This window comes from Gluconobacter sp. Dm-44 (assembly GCF_018256175.1).
GTDB classification, from domain to species: Bacteria; Pseudomonadota; Alphaproteobacteria; order Acetobacterales; family Acetobacteraceae; genus Gluconobacter; species Gluconobacter cadivus.
This window is the reverse complement of record NZ_JAERLZ010000001.1, coordinates 616,764-636,796: the sequence shown is the minus strand read 5'-3', so window position 1 is coordinate 636,796 and position 20,033 is coordinate 616,764. Positions and strand designations below refer to the sequence as shown.

24 protein-coding genes are annotated in these 20,033 nt (G+C 61.1%); 14 read left to right on the top strand and 10 right to left on the bottom strand.

What is annotated here, in order from left to right:
* Positions 1–132: 132 nt before the first annotated feature.
* From JK213_RS02950 to JK213_RS02925, 6 genes are read right to left on the bottom strand one after another with little or no spacing between them, the layout of a single operon-like run.
* Positions 133–1,209, bottom strand: a complete 1,077-nt coding sequence (locus JK213_RS02950) for a flagellar biosynthesis protein FlhB (protein WP_194261789.1) — start codon at positions 1,207–1,209, stop codon at positions 133–135.
* Between the two features lie 3 nt (positions 1,210–1,212).
* Positions 1,213–2,067, bottom strand: coding sequence for a flagellar biosynthetic protein FliR (locus tag JK213_RS02945; RefSeq protein WP_322783029.1), 855 nt, complete (start codon positions 2,065–2,067; stop codon positions 1,213–1,215).
* 59 nt (positions 2,068–2,126) lie between these two features.
* A complete protein-coding gene (locus JK213_RS02940) occupies positions 2,127–2,399 on the bottom strand; it encodes a flagellar biosynthetic protein FliQ (RefSeq protein ID WP_194261790.1) in 273 nt (90 codons plus the stop codon).
* Between the two features lie 2 nt (positions 2,400–2,401).
* Positions 2,402–2,749 carry a flagellar hook-basal body complex protein FliE gene (gene fliE / locus JK213_RS02935; protein ID WP_194261791.1) on the bottom strand — a complete coding sequence of 116 codons (348 nt, stop codon included), beginning with the start codon at positions 2,747–2,749 and terminating at the stop codon, positions 2,402–2,404.
* Positions 2,750–2,754: 5 nt separating this feature from the next.
* The gene (gene flgC / locus JK213_RS02930) at positions 2,755–3,162 is read right to left on the bottom strand and encodes a flagellar basal body rod protein FlgC (protein ID WP_194261792.1); all 408 of its coding nucleotides are present in this window, start codon (positions 3,160–3,162) and stop codon (positions 2,755–2,757) included.
* Between the two features lie 13 nt (positions 3,163–3,175).
* The gene (locus JK213_RS02925; RefSeq protein WP_099286187.1) at positions 3,176–3,568 is read right to left on the bottom strand and encodes a flagellar basal body protein; all 393 of its coding nucleotides are present in this window, start codon (positions 3,566–3,568) and stop codon (positions 3,176–3,178) included.
* Between the two features lie 225 nt (positions 3,569–3,793).
* On the opposite strand from JK213_RS02925, the gene JK213_RS02920 reads away from it, so the two are divergent.
* Together JK213_RS02920 and fliP are read left to right on the top strand one after the other, a co-directional pair.
* Entirely contained in the window at positions 3,794–4,099 is a 306-nt protein-coding gene (locus JK213_RS02920; RefSeq protein ID WP_194261793.1) for a flagellar biosynthetic protein FliO, read from the top strand.
* 11 nt (positions 4,100–4,110) lie between these two features.
* Positions 4,111–4,863, top strand: a complete 753-nt coding sequence (fliP, locus tag JK213_RS02915) for a flagellar type III secretion system pore protein FliP (protein WP_194261947.1) — start codon at positions 4,111–4,113, stop codon at positions 4,861–4,863.
* Between the two features lie 53 nt (positions 4,864–4,916).
* Here the strand turns inward: fliP and JK213_RS02910 are convergent, their stop codons facing one another.
* Positions 4,917–6,335, bottom strand: coding sequence for a gamma-glutamyltransferase (locus JK213_RS02910; RefSeq protein WP_194261794.1), 1,419 nt, complete (start codon positions 6,333–6,335; stop codon positions 4,917–4,919).
* A gap of 232 nt (positions 6,336–6,567) precedes the next feature.
* Between JK213_RS02910 and JK213_RS02905 the strand changes: the two genes are divergently transcribed.
* From JK213_RS02905 to JK213_RS02860, 10 genes are all read left to right on the top strand, one after another.
* Positions 6,568–7,326, top strand: a complete 759-nt coding sequence (locus JK213_RS02905) for a DsbA family protein (protein ID WP_228125396.1) — start codon at positions 6,568–6,570, stop codon at positions 7,324–7,326.
* A gap of 415 nt (positions 7,327–7,741) precedes the next feature.
* Positions 7,742–10,129 carry an EAL domain-containing protein gene (locus JK213_RS02900; protein WP_322783035.1) on the top strand — a complete coding sequence of 796 codons (2,388 nt, stop codon included), beginning with the start codon at positions 7,742–7,744 and terminating at the stop codon, positions 10,127–10,129.
* A gap of 35 nt (positions 10,130–10,164) precedes the next feature.
* Entirely contained in the window at positions 10,165–10,962 is a 798-nt protein-coding gene (folP, locus tag JK213_RS02895; RefSeq protein ID WP_194261797.1) for a dihydropteroate synthase, read from the top strand.
* Positions 10,959–11,858, top strand: coding sequence for a 2-amino-4-hydroxy-6-hydroxymethyldihydropteridine diphosphokinase (gene folK, locus JK213_RS02890; RefSeq protein WP_211571268.1), 900 nt, complete (start codon positions 10,959–10,961; stop codon positions 11,856–11,858). Before folP ends, folK begins: the two co-directional genes overlap by 4 nt.
* The gene (gene folE, locus JK213_RS02885) at positions 11,855–12,529 is read left to right on the top strand and encodes a GTP cyclohydrolase I FolE (protein WP_408869888.1); all 675 of its coding nucleotides are present in this window, start codon (positions 11,855–11,857) and stop codon (positions 12,527–12,529) included. Before folK ends, folE begins: the two co-directional genes overlap by 4 nt.
* 118 nt (positions 12,530–12,647) lie before the next feature.
* Positions 12,648–13,190, top strand: coding sequence for an Rrf2 family transcriptional regulator (locus JK213_RS02880; protein WP_194261799.1), 543 nt, complete (start codon positions 12,648–12,650; stop codon positions 13,188–13,190).
* A gap of 29 nt (positions 13,191–13,219) precedes the next feature.
* Positions 13,220–13,612 (top strand): cupin domain-containing protein, encoded by a 393-nt coding sequence (locus tag JK213_RS02875; protein WP_228125397.1) that lies wholly within the window; start codon positions 13,220–13,222, stop codon positions 13,610–13,612.
* A gap of 19 nt (positions 13,613–13,631) precedes the next feature.
* Entirely contained in the window at positions 13,632–14,540 is a 909-nt protein-coding gene (locus tag JK213_RS02870) for an NAD(P)-dependent oxidoreductase (RefSeq protein WP_194261800.1), read from the top strand.
* A 121-nt stretch (positions 14,541–14,661) separates the two neighbouring features.
* Positions 14,662–15,267 carry a CatB-related O-acetyltransferase gene (locus JK213_RS02865; protein WP_194261801.1) on the top strand — a complete coding sequence of 202 codons (606 nt, stop codon included), beginning with the start codon at positions 14,662–14,664 and terminating at the stop codon, positions 15,265–15,267.
* Between the two features lie 191 nt (positions 15,268–15,458).
* Positions 15,459–16,358, top strand: a complete 900-nt coding sequence (locus JK213_RS02860) for a fructose bisphosphate aldolase (RefSeq protein WP_194261802.1) — start codon at positions 15,459–15,461, stop codon at positions 16,356–16,358.
* Between the two features lie 15 nt (positions 16,359–16,373).
* On the opposite strand, the gene JK213_RS02855 is transcribed toward JK213_RS02860, so the two are convergent.
* From JK213_RS02855 to queE, 3 genes are read right to left on the bottom strand one after another with little or no spacing between them, the layout of a single operon-like run.
* Positions 16,374–16,901 carry a 6-carboxytetrahydropterin synthase gene (locus tag JK213_RS02855; RefSeq protein ID WP_194261803.1) on the bottom strand — a complete coding sequence of 176 codons (528 nt, stop codon included), beginning with the start codon at positions 16,899–16,901 and terminating at the stop codon, positions 16,374–16,376.
* Positions 16,898–17,632 carry a 7-cyano-7-deazaguanine synthase QueC gene (gene queC / locus JK213_RS02850; protein ID WP_194261804.1) on the bottom strand — a complete coding sequence of 245 codons (735 nt, stop codon included), beginning with the start codon at positions 17,630–17,632 and terminating at the stop codon, positions 16,898–16,900. Before queC ends, JK213_RS02855 begins: the two co-directional genes overlap by 4 nt.
* Positions 17,633–17,634: 2 nt before the next feature.
* Positions 17,635–18,276, bottom strand: a complete 642-nt coding sequence (queE, locus tag JK213_RS02845; protein ID WP_194261805.1) for a 7-carboxy-7-deazaguanine synthase — start codon at positions 18,274–18,276, stop codon at positions 17,635–17,637.
* 134 nt (positions 18,277–18,410) lie between these two features.
* On the opposite strand from queE, the gene JK213_RS02840 reads away from it, so the two are divergent.
* On the top strand, positions 18,411–19,250 hold the full coding sequence (locus JK213_RS02840) for an ABC transporter permease (protein ID WP_194261806.1): 840 nt from the start codon (positions 18,411–18,413) through the stop codon (positions 19,248–19,250).
* 4 nt (positions 19,251–19,254) lie between these two features.
* Positions 19,255–20,025 (top strand): ABC transporter ATP-binding protein, encoded by a 771-nt coding sequence (locus tag JK213_RS02835; protein ID WP_099286174.1) that lies wholly within the window; start codon positions 19,255–19,257, stop codon positions 20,023–20,025.
* Positions 20,026–20,033: the final 8 nt, after the last annotated feature.

Here is a 20,033-nt window from a genome sequence, read left to right as displayed (position 1 = left end):
CATGTCAGTCATGGCTGTCGCCTGCCTGTGTTCGCAAATGTTCTTCTGGGACGCATATCATGTCTGCACCCTGTGACGCCAAGGGGAAGACAGGCTTTGGTGGAAGATTTTTTTCCTGTGCGAGGGGCAGGCTTACCTCAAGGGGGCGGAAAGGCCTGCGGGGCGTTTGAGTTTCCACACATAAGCGATGATGGCCGCGACAACCTTGAAGTGCTCGGCCGGGATCTCGCTTTCCAGCGGGAGGGTGAAGAGGGCACGGGCCAGAGGCGGATTGGCGACGATCGGGACGCGGTTGTCCTGTGCGATTTCCCTGATTCTGGCGGCGACGTCATCCATGCCTTTGGCTACGATTTTCGGAGCGCCACCTTTGCCTTTTTCATAGACAAGAGCGACTGCGTAGTGCGTCGGGTTGGTGACGACTACAGTGGCTGTCTTGACGGCGGCCATCATGCGTTGTCTGGCGGCTTTGGCTCGCAAGGCCTTCTGTCGGCCTTTCACATGCGGATCGCCTTCCGCATTTCGATACTCGTCCTTGAGGTCTTCGCGGCTCATTTTCAGCTTGGACATATGGCGAAAGCGCATCCAGAAAAGATCGAAGCCCGCGATCACCAGTTGTGCGCCGATCATCGAGGCCGCGGCACTGAAGCCGAGATCCGTCATCATTTTCAGGAGGGGGCCGGGTTCCAATCCGACCATGCGTGACGCGGTTGGAATGGCGTTTTTACTGATATGCCAAAGAACTACGGCGAAGATTGCGAATTTTGCGAGGGCCTTGAACGTGTCCGGCAGGGTTCCGCCGCCTGCAATGCGCTTGAAGCCGGCGAGGGGAGAGACCCGTTCGAGTTTGGGGAGCAATGAGCCGGGGTGGATGAGAAAGCCCGTTTGCAGAAATCCGGCACCGAGACAGAAGGCGGCCACGGTGGCAGCTAGGGGTACGGCGAGAGACAGGCCGGCTTCAATGGCGTGATTCGTACTGTTCAGCAAACCGCCCTGTGCCATCGGGACGGTGCCTGCATTGGCCATGAGGGCTTTCATGCTGTGGACAAAATCCGTCACGAGGTAGGGCAGGATCATGAAGATTCCCGCAAATCCTCCCAGAAGAGCCACGAAACTCATGGCCTCGCGGGACATGACGATCTGGCCGTCCTCGCGCGCTTTCTGGAGGCGGTGGGCTGACGGGGCTTCTGTTTTGTCGTCGGAGTCAGACATCGCTCAGAGGCCCGGAAGGGCCCGGAGGACGTCGAAGGCCTGTCCTTGCCAGATGGCGATCATGGTGCTGAGAGTGAGGCCGAGAAGGGCGATGCCGCCCAGAAGTTGCAGGGGACTGGCGGCGTTGTAGATCTGCAGCGTCGGCAGAAGGCGCGTCATGATGCCTAGCATACCCTGCCAGACAAGGGACAGGATCAGGAAAGGGGCGCTGAGTTCCAGCCCTAGAGCGAAGCTGTGTTCCGTGAGCTGGATGACACCCTGTGCGGAATCGCCCAGCAGATTCCAGTGTGCATGTGTGTTGGCGAGGAGGAGCGTGCCACCGGGAGGGATGAGGGTATAGCTGCCGAGGATGGCGCGGATGGGCAGGATATAGGCACCCGTCACAAGCAGTACGAGCGGCGCCAGAAGGTTGAGGAAACGGGCGGGAGCGGAACTGCCGGACCCCAGATCCGGATCGGGCTGAAGGACGCTGGAAATGCCCATGCACACCGCGATGATCTGACCGGCAATTGGCAGGGCCATACAGATCAGTCGGGCCATCCAGCCGATCAGAACCCCCGCGAAAAGTTCGACGGCGATCATGCCGCACAGGGCGACAGGCGCGAGTGCGTCCAGATGTGTCTGCATGAGCAAGGGGGCGACGAGCGGAAGGAGCAGGACCGTCAGCGTGATGGCGCATCCGGCGCGGACCATCATCGGCATGGACTGTTCGCCAACGCCCGGCATGAGCATGACGACCCCACCAGTACGGGAGAGAACCAGCACGAAAGCGAGGGCCCAGACGCTCAGAACCGGGCCGCTGAGGTCAAGGCCCTGAAGCGCTATAGGGGCTGCTGTATTGGCAAGACCCGTGTTCACAGGACGGTTTCTTTGAGTGCGCGCATGTCAGTCAAATCCGGGTCTGAAAGGCGGCAGCCTCAGGTCGTGCCGACGAGAATGAGCTGATCGAAGAGGTGTCGGGCAAAACCGATGAGCGTCGCGGTCATGAAGGACCCTGCCATCACCATGACGGCCCCGATGGCGAGAACCTTTGGAACAAAGGACAGCGTGGCTTCATTGAGCTGCGTTACGGCCTGGACCAGGGAGACCAGAAGGCCGACGCCAAGCGCGGTCAGGAGGGCGGGGGCGCTCAGTTTGAGGGCAACGATGAACGTCTGCTCCAGAATGGCGCCCAGATCGATGGCCTGCATGGTCAGATCGTCATTTTCATCACGTCCTGATACGCCTGCACCATGCGGTCGCGGATCACGGTCGTGGTCTGCAGGGCAAGCTGTGCGTTTGAAATGGCGGTAACGATCTGGGTCATGTCGCCACCGCCTGTGAGGCCCTGAGCAGCCTTGGCTTCGGCATCATGGCCGCTGTCGATTACGCTGTTGACGGACTGCGAGAGGACGGACCCAAAATCTGTTCCGGAACTGCTGCTGCCTGCTGTGGATGGAGTGCGAAGGCCGTCCGCAATATCGTCCGTCACGCCCTCAAGGCGGCTCTGGAGGCTCTGGACGGCGTAGGCGTTGTGAGCGTGGGAAAGGGAGGTGAGCATCTGTGTTACTTCAGCAGGTCGAGCGTGCGGGACAGCATGGTCCGGCTGCTCTGCATGGCGTTCAGGTTGGCTTCGTAAGAGCGCTCGGCTTCGCGCATGTCCATCATCTCGGTCATGGAATCCACGTTGGAAACCTTGACGTAACCGCGCTCGTCGGCGGCGGGATGGGACGGGTCGTAACGGGTGTCGAAATCCGACATGTCCTGACCGATATTCTGGACGCCGACGGTTGAGGCACCGCTTTCGTTGTCCACCTGTTCGGCAAAGGTGATGGTTTTGCGGCGGTAGGGATCAGCGCCCGGCTGGGAGCCGGTCGTATCCTGATTGGCGAGGTTTTCCGCAACAATACGCAGGCGCTGGGACTGTGCGTCCATGCCGCTTGCGGAAATACCGATGGTGGTGGACAGGTTCATCCGTCAGCGTCCTTTATTTGCCGAGCGCTGTCTGGAACATGCTCAGATATTTGGAATAGACGTTTACAGCGAGGTGCTGCTGGTCATTTACATCCGCGACCTGTTCCATCTGTTGGTCCAGGGAGATCTGGTTTCCGTCCAGAGACTGTTCCGACGACGTTTCGATGACATGCGCGCCAGAGGCGGTGTATCCGATATGATTGGGCTGCGTGACGGTGGGTGTGATGTCGAATTCGCCCAGAGCGGCTTCGAACGGGGAGACGTCTTTGGCCTGATAGTCCGGCGTGTCGGAATTGGCGATGTTGCCAGCCAGCACCTGCTGACGGGCCTGAAGCCAGTTCATGCGGTCACGGCCCAGAGAAAAGAGGTCGGTGCCGCCTGCGCTTGTTGAGTCGATGTTACGCATCGCGACAGTCTCCGTCATGCAGGAACCGGGAAAATGCCGGCGAGGGGCATGATGGCGTGAAATCTTTAATAAATGGTTGCCTGAGCCGCAGATTCGGGAGTGGGCGAGCGATATGCATCGCCTGTTTTGAGGAGTGCCGTCCGCCTCCTGCGTGAAATTCGTCGTCAATTAAGCGGTCATTAACCGATCTTGGGCATCATGCCGGGGAATGAGGATGACTGACCTATGACCCTGCATGAATGCGCGAACGCGATTGCCGCGCTGATTTTCATTGTTGTGCTGATTTTCTGTAGCCGGCCCCTGTTGCGGTTTCTGGAGCAGAAAAAGAGTGGTGCGCGGGGTGGGCAGGCTGGGTTGTCGCTTGTGGGACAAATGGCGCTCGACCGGACGCGGCGTCTTTCGGTTGTGCGGTATGGCACGCGGGAAGTTCTGGTTCTGACGGGGGGCAATCAGGACATCCTGATGGACTGGACGGAGCGGGAGACGTTTGCTTCGGCGCTGGATGACTCCGCTGTGGAGGACGTGGCGTGAGGCAGGCTCTGATGCGGTTTGGAGCCTTTTTGCCGTTTGTGGTGCTGCTGGCGTGCGTGTGTGTGCCGTCGCTGGCGCATGCGCAGTCCGTGAGCATTGATCTGGGACAGAACGGAGCGAACGGGGGGGCTGGGACGACCAGTCGTCTGGTGCAGCTTACGGCGCTGATTACGGTTCTCTCTCTGGCGCCGAGCCTGCTGGTGATGATTACGGCGTTTACGCGGATCGTGATCGTTCTGTCGCTGCTGCGCAGTGCGCTTGGCGCGCAGGGGACGCCGCCCAATACGGTTCTGATCGGGCTGTCGCTGTTTCTGACTCTATTTGTGATGCAGCCGACGCTTCAGAAGTCGTGGGATGCGGGGATCGAGCCGATGATGGCGGGGCGTGTTGGGGAAATGGAGGGGATGACGGCGGCGGCCCAGCCGTTTCACGACTTCATGGCGGTGACGGCGCGGCCTGCGGATGTGGCGACGTTCCTCAATATTGCGCATGAGAAGCCGCCTGCGAAGATCGGCGATACGCCCTGGCGTGTGCTGGTGCCGGCGTTCATGATCGGAGAGTTGCGGCGCGGTTTTGAGATGGGATTTCTACTTTATCTGCCGTTTCTGGTCATCGATCTGGTGGTGTCCAGCGTGTTGATGAGCCTTGGCATGATGATGCTGCCGCCGAGTACCGTGTCGCTTCCGTTCAAGCTGATCTTTTTCGTGGTCGTTGACGGATGGTCACTGGTGGCGGGAAGTCTGGTGCGAAGTTTTACCGGATAGGATCCGGATATGAAAAAGCCCCGCCGGTTCAGAAACTGGCGGGGCTTTTTTTGTTAGTGAGCGCTGTCGTTTGTGGTGCCTGCCGCGAGGCCTGCGGCGCGGGGATCGGTGACGCCGTGGCACGAATCGTCGCCGTGGCAGACAATCGCGTTGATGCGACCGGCGCCTTCATGGGGGATCGGGGCGTCATGGGCGGCGGCGCGGGCTGCGTCTCCGACGGCATTCGCGGCTTCATTCTGCCCCGAAGCGGCGATGACGGCACGCAGATTGCGCTGGTCACGCAGGATTGCAGCGGAAAGTAGGGGCTGTGGCGTCCGGGCCGGGGAGGCGCTGAGGACAACACCGGTGCTGCCAGCGATGCGGCCTGTTCCGAACAGGTTGTTTTCGCTCAGGGCGCAGGCGACGGCCATACCGGAATGGTCTGTCACGACGAAGGATGTCGAAGCCGGAAGGGACGGCAGGCTGCCGTTGCCGGAATGGCCGCTGTCGAGGGCGGCCTGAGCGGCGGCGAGGGTCGTGTTACCCGAGGCGCGCCATGCGGCGACAGCACCCTGTGCGGAAGCGCCCGTCGTGTATCGGATGGCCGCACCGAGGCCGCCATCGGCGGGCGGAGCGAGGAACGCGGCATTGATGCCACCCTGATGGGTTGTCAGGGCGTCCGTCTGGACGGGGAGGGTCTGTCGCATGTCGTCGTCGTTCAGGCCGCCGCCCGCTTTCTGGGCGGCGGTGACGTAAACATCGGCGAGGGCGCCGTTATAGAGGTCGCCGACGCCTGCGACGCGGATGCGTTCGAGGAAGCCTGCGAGACGGGGTTGGGCCAAGCTGTCGCCGGCGGCGAGCGTGTTGGCTTCGCCGCGTCCGAAAATGGCGCGCGCATTTTCATCCGCGAGAAGGGCCGTGTGGACGGCGGCCAGATCGGTTGCCAGAGCGCGGCTGACGGTGATGCCAGTGCTGGCGAGGTTCAGGGCCGGGGCGATCAGATCGTTGAACTCGACCGTGCCGTAATGAAGTTGCATCAGATACAGACCACGGAAGCTGGCAGGCGTGCCGGCCGGGCGGTCGGCGCCTTTGCTGGTGCCGGGGCGGGGCAGGAAGGAAATGGACTGCGCCGCTTCGCCGGGGCGGCTGATCAGGCAAGCTCCGCCGCCGCCATAGGAAGCGCGGGAGGGTAGGGTAACGCCGAGAGCGAGGGCCGTGGCGGTTGCGGCATCGGCAGCGTTGCCGCCGCGGGCCAGAACGTCATGGCCGACCAGTGCGGCCTGAGGCTCGTCTGCGACGACTGTGCCGATGCTGCCGCCTGCAGGGGCGGCTGTTTCGCTGATGCCCACGAGATGGGAGCCCGGGATCCATGAGCAGGCGCCCAAAAGCAGGCCCGAAGCCACCGAGGCCATGAGTGAGGCCGGGAGACGGGACGCGATGCGACGGGTCTGTGTGGCGTCCGGGGTGGAAATCTGGTGCTGACGATGCGCCACCTGGCGTTTCTCCAATGTCTGGTCACGACTGTCCGGCCTCGTGGCCTTTGCGGAGGACGGGCGCGGGCAGACGGGTCTGCGCCGTGGGTCCGGTTCCGGCTCTTGTTCCCTCATAACGGCAATCTGCGGTTTGTGGGAGGGGCGAGTTGGTGTCTTCTCTTTGCGGTGGACGTTCTTTATGGCGTATGGATCAGACATTCTGTCTTTCTTTCAGCTGATCCGGAGCTTTCCATTGAAACACCATCTGCTTGCCACGGCGTCTGCTGTTGTTGCCGGAATGGCCTTTCTTGTGGGCGGACAGGCTCTGGCGGCTCCGGCCACGTCTTTCACGCCAGCCCAGCGCGCCGAGATTGTCGGCATCATGCGCGACGCATTGCAGAACGACCCGAGCATTCTGACGGATGCTATTCGCTCGATCCGTGAAAAGGCCGAGGAGCAGAAGCAGGATTCGACGCTTGCTGCTGTGAAGGCGCATCAGTCCGAGCTTCAGAGCGCTCCTGACTTTGCCATCCGGGGCAATCCGCATGGGAAGGTCACGGTTGTGGAGTTCTACGATCCGCGCTGTTCGTACTGCCGGTCCATGATGGGCGAGGTGGATCGTTTCCTGACCCGTCATCCAGACGTGCGGCTTGTTGAGAAAGTCGTGCCGGTTCTGGGGAGTAACAGTGTTCTGGACACGCGGGCCATTTTCGCGGCCAGTGCGCAGGGCAAATATGACGTCATGCGCAAGGCGCTGATGGAAGACACCACCAAGCCCAGCATGGAGCGGATCGTCGCTCTGGCGCAGGCCAATGGTCTGGATGCGAAGAAGCTGACGGCGGATATGAGCTCGCCCCAAACCGTGGCCTTGATTACGACCAATCTGGATCAGGGACGCGCGGTTGGTCTGGATGGGACGCCGACCTTCATTTTTGGTACGGCGGCTGTCGCGCCGGGGGCGCTTGAGGCAGATCAGATGGATGCGTTTCTGGAGCGTGCGCGTAAAGCCTGAGGGTTTGGGTACGAGAAATCCTTGCTGAAAAGTTAAAAATGGCTGGTGTTTTTAACGTTCGCGAAGGGAGACTTCGTGAACGTTAAAGGAACTCGTGCGGAACCGGTTTTCCGGGGTTTGGCAAGCGCGTATTTGCCGGTATGGTTTTCCTGTTTTCGTGAAACGGCCTTCTTCTGATCCTGACGAAGTCGTTTCGGACTTTTGACGTGCTCCACTGGTATGATGGTGTATGAAAGACGACAGACAGTCCGGCGCGGGGAGCAGCGCTGGTGGGGAACGGGGATCCGGGGTTTCTGGCGCAGCAGGGTGTCAGGACGGGCCCTGTGCTGAGGAGCCGGACCGGCGGCCTTCCGGGGGAACGCGCCTGAGGCGGTGGTTCCGGCAATCGCTGGTTGTGCGATGGGCCGTCTTGAGCGTGTTTAACCGCAGCCGTTCCCCCGTTTTGAAAAAAGCCCTGTTTTTTCAGGCGACGCAGGTTCCGGCGTATTTTCAGACTGCGTTCAACAGGGGGCAGCTGCGTTCCCTGAGACTCCTTTTTCCCATTCATCTTCTGGCGCAGGCGGTGAGCGCGCCGGTGGTGGCGCTGGGTGTGTGGTCATCGAGTTGGTGGCTGGCCCTTTTCCTGTTTGTGGGGATCGAAGGCGCTTTACTGCTCTGGTTTTCCCGGGTTCAGCCAAACATCAGAAGCATGCGGAGTTTTGCGGATTACGCGGCGATCCGCAGGGCGTTGCGGATGTTGAACGGGGCATTGGGGCTCGTCTGGTTCGTTTTCATTATTCTGGTGTTTCGGCTGCATTGTGAAGACATCCATCTTCTGACGCTTGGTGTGTGTTTTGGGCTGATGGCGCCCCTTCTGCTCTGCGCTCCGGTGAGTGGAGCCGTTGAGGCCATGGTCGTCCCGATCATCGCAGGGGCCTATGGGGCGCTGCTGGAGGGCTGTTTTTACCGGTCGGTCCTGTTTACGGCGTCGTTCTTTCTTATGGCGACGGTGTGCGGGCTTTTCGTTGTGGGGATCAGCCGGCTGGTGGGTGTTCTGTTGTGGCGGATGCAGATGGCGCGTCTGAAACAGCGGGAGCAGGCAGATATCCTGTCGCTTCTCACGCGGCGCTCTGCGGCACCGACCGGGCGCTGGCTCTGGGAGACGGACGAGGCGGGTGTTCTGCGCAACCCATCGGCGGGGCTTTGCCGGATTCTGGGGCGTGATGAAACGCAGATCGCGGGCAGGACGCTGGCAAGCCTGCTGGAGATACCCGCGGCCAGCTTTGATCAGTCTGGTTCGATCTCTTCAGAACGACATCTGGCGTATTGTCTGACGCATCGGCTGGCGTTTCGGGAACTGGTGGTTCGGGCCGTGGCCGGGTCAGACGCGCGCTGGTGGATGCTGACGGGAGAGCCGGTGTTCCGGGGCGGAGTGTTTCGGGGATATCTGGGAGTGGGCGCCGACGTGACGGCTCTCCAGCGTGTGCGGGAGCGGCATTTTCATCGCGTGCGGCATGATGCTCTGACCGGGTTGCCGAACCGGCTGGCCTGTCAGGAGCATCTTCAGAAAAGTCTTCTGGAGACGATGCGTGGCGCTCAGGCGTTCGTGGTCGTTCTCATCTCGCTGGATGTTTTCAGTCTCGGGCGGCGACGTGTGGTGACGCCGGACGAGGCTGCAGAGGTTCTTCAGAAGAGCCTTTCGCGACTGAAGGCCTGTCTTGCACGGAATGTGCCTGACGATCTGAACGGCGCGGAGGAATGTTTCGTAGCGCGGTACGGCGCGATGGATCTGGCGGTTGTGACAGGAATTCCGGTCGAGCGGAAACGCCAGTTTCTTGAGGCGCTGGCGCTGGAGATCCTGTTGACGCTGAGCGGCGCTGTTAGCATAGCCGGGGATGTCATCGACGTGGAGCCCGCGATTGGTATGGCGGTATCGACGACCGGTGACGGTGAGGTGCTGGTGGAGGCTGTCGAGACAGCGCTGCGGGATGCGCGGGGAGAGCGGGTCGGGCGTTACAGCATTTTTGATCCGTGCGAGGAGATGGCGGGAAGCCGTCAGCAGAGTCTGTTCAGGGATGTGCGTCAGGCTTTGCGGCAAAAAGCATTCGCGCTGGTGTATCAGCCCATCGTCAATGCCCAGACCGGAATGGTGATCGGATTTGAGGCGCTGTCCCGCTGGAAAGGGGCAGGGCAGAGGAATCTGTCGATCGGGAAGGTCATCGACACGATTGCCGAGACGGGAAGCGGGCTGGAGTTCGATTTCTGGGTTCTGGAAAATGCGTGCCGGGCGGCGCGGCGTTGGCCTGTGCCCTTATGGGTTTCGGTCAATATGACGGCGACGCATTTTTCTCTCCCCGATATTGCGGGGCGTATTTTCCAGGTTCTGGCGCATACGGGGCTGGAGGCGTGCCGGTTGCAGATCGAAGTGACGGAGACGCAGGCGCTTGAGGTGGGGCCCCGTGTACACCATGCTTTTCGCGAACTGGAATTCAGGGGTGTTGGAATTGCGCTGGATGATTTCGGCAAGGGATTTTCGACGCTGATGTATCTGCGACAGTTTCCGTTTTCCAAGATCAAGCTGGATGCGGCCTTTATTCAGGACATGTTGCAGGATGCGCGCAGTGCGGCGGTGGTGCGGAATGTGATTGCGCTGGGACGGGATCTTGGCGTCGCGGTAACGGCGGAGGGCGTCTCGTCGCCGGAGCATTGCCGCCATTTGCAGGAGCAGGGCTGTACGGAAGTTCAGGGGTTCTATCTGGGGCGTCCGGTTCCGGAGGAAGACGTACCGCTCTTCTGGGGGCGCCGGGTGGCGGACCTGTCCTGAAAAGATATGTGGAGACTGTGGATGGGAACGGCAGCATGAACCGGTTTGGAAACGGGCAGGTGGCGGTCATGGGGATTGTGAACGTCACGCCGGATTCCTTTTCCGACGGAGGCCGCTTTTTTCGGCCTGAAGCGGCTCTGGCCCATGGGCGGGCGCTCGTGGCGGATGGGGCGGACCTGCTGGATATGGGGGCTGAGTCCACGCGGCCGGGTTTCGTGCCGGTTGCGGCGGAAGAAGAATGGGCGCGTCTTGCACCGGTCGTGGGGCAGTTGGTCGAGGACGGGGTGACCGTTTCGGTGGATACGACCAAGGCGTTCGTTGCGAAGCGGGCGCTTGAGGCTGGTGCGGCGGTCATTAACGATGTCTGGGGGTTGCAGGCGGACCCGGACATGGCTTCGGTGGTGGCGGATTCGGACGCGACGGTGGTTGTGATGCATAACCGTCATGACGTGGACGAGGCGCTGGATCTGCGGGCGGACTGGCGGCGTTTCTTCGATCGGTCGCTGGAACTGGCGGAAAAGGTCGGGATTATGCGCGATCGGATCGTGCTGGATCCGGGTGTGGGGTTTGGCAAGACGCAGGCGCAGAATGTGGAGGCCGTGTCGCGGTTGGGGGATTTGAGAACCGAATATGGGTTGCCGGTTCTGCTGGGGGTGTCGCGCAAATCCATGTTCGGGCATTTTCTGGGGCGTGCGGCGTCCGAGCGGCTGGCGGGGACGCTGGCGACCCATCTGTATGGGGTGGAGCTGGGCGCTGCGATGCTGAGGGTGCATGACGTGCGCGAGCATGTGGATGCGTTGAAAATGCGCCAGATTTTGAAGGATGTCCGATGATCGTGCCTGCCCTGACCTCCGTTTTCGTGCGGGATCTGTGTCTGTTTGGCTATCATGGTGTCCTGCCCGAAGAGACGCGGATTGGGCAGCGTTTCGTGGTGGATATCGAGATCCGTGCGGACCTGTCGGGTGCGATTGCAGGAGATGATTACGAACAGGCCGTCTGTTACGGGACGCTGTGTGATATCGCGTCGGACATCGTGACCGGAAAACCGCTTCAGCTCATCGAGACGGTCGCCGGGCGGATTGCGGAGAGTGTGCTGGCGAAGCTGGAGCGTGTGGAGTGGGTTCGGGTTGAAGTTCGCAAACCGTCCGCGCCGGTGCCGTATGTGGTGTCGGGAACGGCCGTGGTGGTGGAACAGGCCCGGGTTTACGAGGTTGCGCTCTCTCTGGGTAGCAATCTTGGAGAAAAGGAGGCTGTTCTGGCGGCGGCTGTGGATCGGCTTTCGCTTGTGGGAGGGCTGGAGATCGTGAAGGTGTCGTCGCTGTATGACAGTGCGCCCTGGGGCGGCGTGGAGCAGCCGACATTCGTCAATATTTGTGCGACCGGACGGACGACGCTGGCGCCTCATGCGCTCCTGCGGGAGTGCAAGGCGATCGAGGCGGAGCTGGGACGTGTGCCGGGCGTGCGCTGGGGCGCGCGGGCCGTGGATATTGATGTTCTTTATTATGGCGCGCGGGAGGTTCGGGACCGGGTTCTGAGGCTGCCGCATGCCTGTCTGTTCGAGCGGGCTTTTGTGCTGGAACCGCTGGCGGAAATTGATCCAGATCATGTCATTGGTGGACGTCGCGTGCGGGACGCGCTAGCAGTCCTGCCGCGGAGCCCGGGGGATGTGACCCGGCGCGTCCCTGATGGCACGGGCCGTTGGGGCATAGAGGAGCCTGAACCCGCATGACCAACCTGAACGCCACGACCGTAGCCATTGCATCGGCCTATCAGTCGGACAATCAGGAGAGCCTCTCGTCCGAGGAGCGTCGTCCGATGGGAGCGTTGCCGCTGCCTGCGGATGCGGAAGTGCGGATTGCGGGGGCCGTGCGGGAAATTCTTGAGGCGCTGGGTGAAAACCCGGAGCGCGAGGGACTGCTCGATACGCCGCAACGCGTGGCGAAGATGTATCTGGAAGTGTTCAGCGGGCTGCATCAGGACCCGCGGGATCATCTGAAGACGCAGTTCTCGGCGGACCGGCATCATGGTGCGGTGATCGTCAAGGATATCCGCTTCCATTCGATGTGCGAGCATCATCTGCTGCCGGTTTATGGCAAGGCGCATGTGGCTTACCTCCCGGCGGGGGGCCGTCTGACGGGACTGAGCAAGATTGCGCGGCTGGTGGAAGGCTTTGCGCGTCGACCGCAGCTTCAGGAGCGTCTGACGGACCAGATCGCGCAGGGCATGGAAGATGTTCTGGCGCCGGAAGCTGTGCTGGTCGTGATTGAAGCCGAGCATATGTGCATGAGCATGCGCGGCGTGCGCTCGCCCGGTTCCACAACCGTGACGTCCATCGCACGGGGAAGCTGGCAGCACGACAATGCGGCCCGGATGGAGATTATGTCCCTTCTACGCGGATAATCCGCGCCGGGCATTTCGGGACAATCTGAAAAACGGATGATTTTTCAAGGCTTTTGAAGCCTGCGTTTCTGCGCGTGGATGACTTGCGAATCAAAACGCGGACTTATATGGTCTGCGTATGGCACTTTATGGCGCAAGCACCGAATATGTCCTGCACAGCCTGTTGTGGCTCGTGGAGCATCCCGAACCGGTCAGCAGTCTGGATCTGGCGGAGCTTCAGGACATTCCGGCGGCCTTTATCGCCAAGCAGCTTCCGAAGCTGGAGAAGGCCGGGATTCTTGCGGCTTCCGAAGGGCTGAGGGGCGGCTACAGGCTGGGCCGCCCTCCGACGCAGATCAGCGTGCTGGATGTTGTGGACGCGGCTGAGGGGCGGAAGAGCCTTTTTAACTGTCAGGAAATTCGCGGGCGCTGCGTCCTGTTCGATGACGCGCCGCCGCAATGGGCCACGAAAGGCGTGTGCAGCATTCATGCGGCCATGCTGCGGGCCGAGCAGACCATGCGCGAGGAACTGGCGCGGACATCTCTGGCCGATCTTGCAGGCTCCATGCGGAACAAGGCGCCTCCTGCGTTTCTGGGACAGGCGCAGGGATGGCTTGAGAACCGCTCCCAGACACGCCGGACCAGTAAAGTCCGGCAGCGGCGGTCTGCGGATACGGACTGATTTTTTCACATCCAACATCGGGATACAGAATGATGCGTCGTTTTATTGCGCTTGGCGCCTTGGCTTTGTGCGTCTGCACGTCTTCCCTTCATGCCGCGACGAAGGTCACGCCGCTTCTGGCCCATGATCTGCCGGGTATACCGGGAAAAGAAGGAGCCATGCTGACCGTCGATTATCCGCCCGGCGGGTCGGACCCGATCCATCGGCATGGGGCTTCGGTGTTCGTTTATGTGTTGCAGGGCAGTGTCGTCATGCAGGTTCGGGGCGGGAAGCCTGTGACCCTGCATCCGGGGCAGACGTTCTTTGAGGGGCCGGATGATGTGCATCTCGTCGGACGCAATGCCAGCCAGACCGAGCCTGCCCGTTTTCTTGCGTTTTTCGTCAAGGACAAGGCTGCGCCGTTCGTCTTGCCTGCGAAGTGACGTCTGAAGGAGCCGGATCATGAAAATTCTGCTGGCCGGGGCAAGCAGTGCTGTGGGGCGCCCTCTGATCGCGCGTCTGGTGAAGGCCGGGCATGAGGTTTGGGGGATGGTGCGTCGGGTTGAAAATGCTTCCATCATTCAGGAGCTTGGCGCGCGGCCGGTGGTGGGGAATGCGCTGGATCGGACGGAGATGTTCGCTCTTCTGGAGCGCGTGCGGCCGGAGGCTGTGATCGATCAGTTGACGTCCCTGCCGTCCAGTCCGTTCGATCTGGCGCAAAGGCTGCCTGGGGATCGGGTGCTGCGTCTGGCGGGCGGGGGCAATCTTCATGATGCTGCCCGGGCTGTAGGTGTGCGACGTTATGTGCAGCAGTCTTGCGGGTTTTACCTGAATGGTGAGGGAGGACTTGCGACTGAAGACTCGCGGTTGAGAACGGAGGCTCCCGGCGGGATCGGGGAGAGTGCGCGGATGTATGAAATGCTGGAACGGCGCGTTCTGGGTGATGGCGTCATGGACGGTGTCGCGCTTAGATACGGGTTTTTCTACGGGCCGCGCACCTGGTACTGGCCGGATGGTGCGTTCAGCCTGCATGTCCGCAAGGGTGAGGTGCCTGTGATTGGAGCCGGGCGGGGCGTGTTTTCGTTCATTCATGTGGACGATGCGGCGCAGGCAACGGTTGCGGCTCTGGAGGCACCTGCTGGGGTCTATAACGTGGTTGATGATCAGCCGACCGCGCTGTCCCGATGGTTGCCAGCCTATGCGGCGTGGGTTGGGGCCGATGCTCCGCCGCATGTGGATGAGGCCGATACTGTCAGGCATGGCGGAGAAGAGAGCGTCTATTATCAGAACAGTCTGAGCGGGGCTTGTAATCGCAAGGCGAAGGCGCTTCTCGGGCTTGAGCCAGCAAGAGTGCCTTGGTTGAACGTCTGACATCACGTTTTCTCGAGGCGCATGGACTTCCGGTACGGCAGGGGCATGCTGGCCTTCCGGCTGCGGTTCTTTGTGTTTGGCTTCGGCTTTTCCGCAGGCATCAGCATGAAGGAATGAGTCCATGTCGTTTGGAAATCGCGCCTTTCAGGCCCTGACACGTTATGCGCTGGCGTATCAGCAGGATGAGTGGGGTTGGGAGATAGGCCCGCATACTTACGGCGTTCCTACTGTTCTGGAAGCCGGAGAGGCCGGACTGCGGATTGGCGACTACTGTTCGATCGGACCCGGTGTCACGATCATTCTGGGGAATCACCGGGCCGATCTGGTGAGCACCTATCCGTTCAAAACGCTCTCGCATTTCTGGCCTGCTGCCGACGAAGGGCAAGACGATCACTCCAGCAAGGGAGAGGTCGTGATCGGCAATGACGTCTGGATTGGAGCGCAGGCTACGGTCATGTCGGGCGTGACGATTGGCGACGGGGCCGTGATTGCCGCGCAGGCGCTCGTGACGAAATCGGTGCCGCCTTATGCGATTGTGGGGGGTAATCCGGCAAAAGTGATCCGGTACCGGTTTCCCGAAAGCATCATTGCGCGGCTTCTGGTGCTGGCCTGGTGGGAATGGCCGGAAACTCTGGTGAAAGAGCGCTGCGGAGCGCTGATGAGCGACGATATCGAGGCGTTTTTGGCGCTTTATGAAAATGGTCAGAACGGCTCTGAAGACGGCTGATCCTGATTTGGTGAGCGGTGAGTCGCTTCATCGGGTGTCGGGGGTGCGCTATGACTTTCCGCAGCTGTCGGGCAGGAACCATTCCGGGCATCGGCGCGATTGGACTGTGTCGGGAAACGCACTGCGAGGCGGGGTGATCCGTGGGGTCCTTCGGGAGCGGTGATGGTTTTCCTGTATCGAAGGGGATCTTGATGAGCACCGCAGACAAGATGATGTCACAGATGGCCGACAAAGGCGGGTTTATTGCCGCTCTGGACCAGAGTGGCGGTTCCACGCCGGGCGCGCTGAAGCAGTATGGTATTGCCGAGAGCGACTATTCGGACGAAAGCCAGATGTTCGCGCTCATGCATGACATGCGGGTTCGGATCATCACGGCGCCTTCCTTTACGGGCGACAAGGTGATCGGCGCCATTCTGTTCGAGCGCACGATGGACGGCGACGTGAACGGTGAGCCTGTTCCGGCCTATCTGTGGCGCGAACGAGGCGTCGTGCCGTTTGTGAAGATCGACAAGGGGCTGGAGGCGGAAGCGGACGGCGTTCAGCTTATGAAGCCGATGCCCGATCTGGATGCCCTGCTGGCGCGTGCGGCCAAGCTGGGCGTTTATGGAACGAAAGAACGTTCAACGATCCGCCTGCCATCCGAAAGCGGCATCCGGGCCATTGTTCGCCAGCAGTTCGCGGTGGCCGAACAGGTTCGCAAACATGGGCTGGTGCCTATTCTGGAGCCGGAAGTGCTTATCAAGAGCCCGGACAAGGCCGCGTGTGAGCAGCTTCTGCATGATTATGTCCTTGAAGAGCTGCAAAAACTGCCCGAGGACGCCCGGACCATGCTGAAGGTCACGATTCCGGAAGTTGCGGACCTCTATGACGATATTGCGCGTGATCCGCGGATGGTTCGGGTTGTGGCGCTGTCAGGAGGCTATCCGCTGGATCAGGCCTGCGAGAAGCTGCGGCACAATCACCGGATGATTGCGAGCTTCTCTCGCGCGTTGATCGGGGATCTGCGGCATCAGATGGATGATGCACAGTTCGATGCTGCGCTGGGAGAGGTGATCGGGGAAATTTACGACGCTTCGGTCCATAAGGCCTGAAGCTTGGTGCGGGCGTCAGGAAATGCTGGCGTCCGCTTTATTCCACCAGCACTGTTCCGGGGGCCTTGAGACGGCGGGCAGGTAATGCTGCGGATTGCCGCCGAGGCGCACAGTGTTGGTGGGGGTTTCTTCCAGTTCGATTTCATGAACGCGCAGAATGTCGCCCTGATCCGCGAGAATGGCGGTCAGTTTGGCGAGCATGAGGGCGGCCATCAGTTCCGTTGTCGGGTCGCCGGGCGTGACGACGATCCGGCTGGCGCGTTCGGGTTCATTGGCGCGGAACCATGCGAGAAGCGGGTCTGTTTCCGAAAGCTGGAGCGCGTGATCGAGGCTGTTGTCCACAAAATGGTGCCAGCGCGTTTTGGCGTCCGCAAAGGGGAGGATCATGTTCGCATGACCGTCCAGTCGGGTCTGTTTGGCCGGACGCAGCGTGACGCGGACATATTCGTTATGGCCATGCGGGATGGCGCAGCGTTCGCTTGATCCGGTAATGAGCCTATGGCCCATGCAGAAACGCCGCGTAAAGACGAGTTCGGCGGTCATACGGCGCCTCCATGACGGCTCTGCTGGTAGCGGCGCCATCCGTCGGCCCGCAGGTTGCAGGCCGGGCAGGTGCCGCAGCCATAGCCCCAGTCATGCTGGTGCGTACGGTCGCCCATGTAGCAGGAATGGCTGTCCCGGTTGATCAGGTTCACGAGGGGCTGGCCGCCAAGCTGCTCGGTCAGGTCCCATGTCTGGGCCTTGTCGATCCACATCAGCGGCGTATGCAGCACGAAACGCTGGTCCATGCCGAGGTTCAGGGCGACCTGAAGGGCCTTGATCGTATCATCGCGGCAGTCCGGATAGCCGGAATAGTCGGTTTCGCAGACGCCGGTGACGATGTGGCGCGCATTGCGGCGAACGGCGAGGGCGGCGGCGAAAGTCAGGAAAATGATGTTGCGGCCCGGCACGAACGTGTTGGGCAGACCGTTTTCGCTCAGTCCGATCTCGGCTTCACGGGTCAGGGCCGTTTCGGAGAGCGCGCCGAGGGAGGCGAGGTCGATCGTGTGATCGTCGCCGAGGCGTGCTTTCCACTCTGGCGAAAACGCGGCCATCTGCTCGCGCAGGGTGTCGCGGCATTCGAGTTCGATGGCGTGGCGCTGTCCGTAGGCGTATCCGACCGTCTCGACGCGGTCGAAGCGGGAGAGGGCCCAGGCGAGGCAGGTTGCGGAATCCTGCCCGCCGGAGAACAGGACGAGCGCGGTGTTGCTGCTGATGGCCGTGTTCGTGCTCATGGTCAGGGGATTCCGATCAGCTTGTGCGTTTGGAGCGACAGGCGCCAGCGCGGGTGGCGCAGACAGTATGCGACGGCGGCCTGTGTGTTGGCGATGCGGTCGGGGCCGTCCATGGGCTGAAGCCAGAAATGGCGAAAGGACAGTGTCTCGAAAAGTTCGGGCGGCAGTTCCGGCTGGGGGTAGATCAGCTTGAGTTCCGCGCCTTCGGTCTGGACGAGCGTGCTGTTGGGTTTGGGGCTGACGCAGACCCAGTCGATTCCGGCAGGGGCTGCGATCGTGCCGTTGGTTTCCACGGCGATTTCAAAACCCTGAGCCTTCACGGCGGCGATCAGCGAATCATCAAGCTGGAGCAGAGGTTCGCCGCCGGTGAAAACGACATAGCGGCGACCGCTGTCATCGGCGGTGCCGGTCCAGCAGGCCGCGATGGTGGCGGCCAGAGCCTCGGCGGTGTCGAAACGGCCACCGCCTTCGCCATTCGTCCCGATGAAATCGGTATCGCAGAACGTACAGGCGGCGGTGGCGCGATCCTGTTCGCGGCCCGACCACAGGTTGCAGCCCGCGAACCGGCAGAACACCGAGGCACGGCCTGTCTGTGCACCCTCGCCCTGGAGGGTCACGAACATTTCCTTCACTGCATAAGACATGACCGCAGCATGTCGGCGAGGTTGGCGCAGGATGCAAGGGAAATCATCATGTCGGGCTGAAGGTGTTCTGCGAAGTGGGATGTTTCGCGGGCAAGGGGGATGGGCAGCGCCTGCTTTCATGGTAGGGAAGGCGCATGGAAGACATGAATGCCCGTTCTCCTGTTCTGACCCTTGAGCCTCTGCGCGGCTGGGGGCTCGTCCGCGCCGCGTGGAGTGATCTGCAGGCGGGCCTGCGGCTGTTGCCGCTGGCCGTGACGCTCGGCTGGCTGGATATCAAGATGCGATATCGCGGCTCCATTCTGGGGCCGCTGTGGCTGACGCTGTCCACGGCTGTCATGATTGGCGCGATGGGGGTGGTGTACGGCTATCTCTTCCACATGGATCTGAAAGCCTATCTGCCGTTCCTGTCACTTTCGATCGTGTTGTGGGGATATGGCGGGACTGTCATCAACGATGCGGGAACAGTCTTTACGCAGAGCACATCCCTGTTCCATGCGATGCGGATTCCGGTCAGTCTGCCGGTCACGCAGGTGATCGTCAGGAATCTGCTGATTCTGCTGCATAACATGGTTGTCGTTGTCGTCGTGTTTGCGGTCTTCCATGTCTGGCCGCAGCAGATCTGGAGCCTGCTGTTCAGTCTGCCGCTCTGGATCGTGGACAGTTTCTGCGTCATTCTGCTGATCGGGATGTTGGGCGCGCGGTTTCGGGACATTGCGCCCATCGTGGCGTCTCTGATGCAGATTTTCTTTTTCGTGACGCCGGTGATCTGGAAGCCGGAACTGATCACGACCGGACGGCACTATCTGTTGCTTGATCCGTTTTATCCGCTGCTTGAAATCGTGCGTGCGCCGCTTCTGGGCCAGACGGTGGAGTCCATCGTCTGGGAAGCGGCTCTTGGGCACAGTGTGCTTCTGTGGCTTCTGGCGGCCATTCTGTTCTGCCGGATGCGGTCGCGCATTCCTTACTGGATCTGATCTGATGCCCGGTATTGTTGTTGATCGCCTCTGTATCGATTTTCCGCTGTATCATGGGCAGAGCCGCTCCCTGAAGCGGCAGGTCGGCAAAACGCTGGCCCGGTTTGCGCCATCATCGCCTTCGGCGCATCTGATGCATGATCTGCGGGAGCGCACGATCGTGAGCGTGCTGCGGGAGATCAGTTTCACGCTGAATTCCGGCGAGCGGCTGGGGTTGATCGGCAGCAACGGCGCCGGAAAAACCACATTGTTGCGTGCGCTTGCGGGCATTTACGAACCTGTTGCGGGACGCGTACAGCTTGATGGAACGATGCGGACGCTGCTGGACAGCAGTCTGGGCATGAATCCCGAACTGACGGGGCGTGAAAACATTCGCCTCAAGGGACGCTATGAGGGCCTCTCACGCCAGCAGATTGAGCGGATCGAGCAGGACGTACAGGATTTTGCCGAACTCGGTCCTTATATGGACATGCCAATGAAGGTTTACAGTGCGGGCATGAGTGTCCGACTGGCCTTTGGTCTGGCAACGGCGTCTTCTCCACAGATCCTTCTGATGGATGAATGGTTTCTCGCGGGGGACGGGGTGTTCATGAACAAGGCCAAGGCGCGCCTTGAGGAACTTGTCCAGCAGGCAGAAATTCTTGTGTTGTCCACGCACCAGCCCAAGATCATGCGGCAATGGTGTACGCGCGTCATCTGGCTTGAGAACGGACATATCCGCATGGACGGCACGCCAGACGAGGTTCTGGACGTCTATCTGGAAGAGGCGGGCTGAGGGCCTGT

Excerpts from the sequence above, each read along its gene's own strand:
- JK213_RS02950 (WP_194261789.1), bottom strand. The coding sequence starts at position 1,209 with ATGTCTGACTCCGACGACAAAACAGAAGCCCCGTCAGCCCACCGCCTC.
- JK213_RS02940 (WP_194261790.1), bottom strand. The coding sequence starts at position 2,399 with ATGCAGGCCATCGATCTGGGCGCCATTCTGGAGCAGACGTTCATCGTT.
- fliE (WP_194261791.1), bottom strand. The coding sequence starts at position 2,749 with ATGCTCACCTCCCTTTCCCACGCTCACAACGCCTACGCCGTCCAGAGC.
- flgC (WP_194261792.1), bottom strand. The coding sequence starts at position 3,162 with ATGAACCTGTCCACCACCATCGGTATTTCCGCAAGCGGCATGGACGCA.
- JK213_RS02925 (WP_099286187.1), bottom strand. The coding sequence starts at position 3,568 with ATGCGTAACATCGACTCAACAAGCGCAGGCGGCACCGACCTCTTTTCT.
- JK213_RS02920 (WP_194261793.1), top strand. The coding sequence starts at position 3,794 with ATGACCCTGCATGAATGCGCGAACGCGATTGCCGCGCTGATTTTCATT.
- fliP (WP_194261947.1), top strand. The coding sequence starts at position 4,111 with ATGCGGTTTGGAGCCTTTTTGCCGTTTGTGGTGCTGCTGGCGTGCGTG.
- folP (WP_194261797.1), top strand. The coding sequence starts at position 10,165 with ATGAACCGGTTTGGAAACGGGCAGGTGGCGGTCATGGGGATTGTGAAC.
- folK (WP_211571268.1), top strand. The coding sequence starts at position 10,959 with ATGATCGTGCCTGCCCTGACCTCCGTTTTCGTGCGGGATCTGTGTCTG.
- folE (WP_408869888.1), top strand. The coding sequence starts at position 11,855 with ATGACCAACCTGAACGCCACGACCGTAGCCATTGCATCGGCCTATCAG.
- JK213_RS02880 (WP_194261799.1), top strand. The coding sequence starts at position 12,648 with ATGGCACTTTATGGCGCAAGCACCGAATATGTCCTGCACAGCCTGTTG.
- JK213_RS02875 (WP_228125397.1), top strand. The coding sequence starts at position 13,220 with ATGATGCGTCGTTTTATTGCGCTTGGCGCCTTGGCTTTGTGCGTCTGC.
- JK213_RS02870 (WP_194261800.1), top strand. The coding sequence starts at position 13,632 with ATGAAAATTCTGCTGGCCGGGGCAAGCAGTGCTGTGGGGCGCCCTCTG.
- JK213_RS02865 (WP_194261801.1), top strand. The coding sequence starts at position 14,662 with ATGTCGTTTGGAAATCGCGCCTTTCAGGCCCTGACACGTTATGCGCTG.
- JK213_RS02860 (WP_194261802.1), top strand. The coding sequence starts at position 15,459 with ATGAGCACCGCAGACAAGATGATGTCACAGATGGCCGACAAAGGCGGG.
- JK213_RS02855 (WP_194261803.1), bottom strand. The coding sequence starts at position 16,901 with ATGACCGCCGAACTCGTCTTTACGCGGCGTTTCTGCATGGGCCATAGG.
- queC (WP_194261804.1), bottom strand. The coding sequence starts at position 17,632 with ATGAGCACGAACACGGCCATCAGCAGCAACACCGCGCTCGTCCTGTTC.
- queE (WP_194261805.1), bottom strand. The coding sequence starts at position 18,276 with ATGTCTTATGCAGTGAAGGAAATGTTCGTGACCCTCCAGGGCGAGGGT.
- JK213_RS02840 (WP_194261806.1), top strand. The coding sequence starts at position 18,411 with ATGGAAGACATGAATGCCCGTTCTCCTGTTCTGACCCTTGAGCCTCTG.
- JK213_RS02835 (WP_099286174.1), top strand. The coding sequence starts at position 19,255 with ATGCCCGGTATTGTTGTTGATCGCCTCTGTATCGATTTTCCGCTGTAT.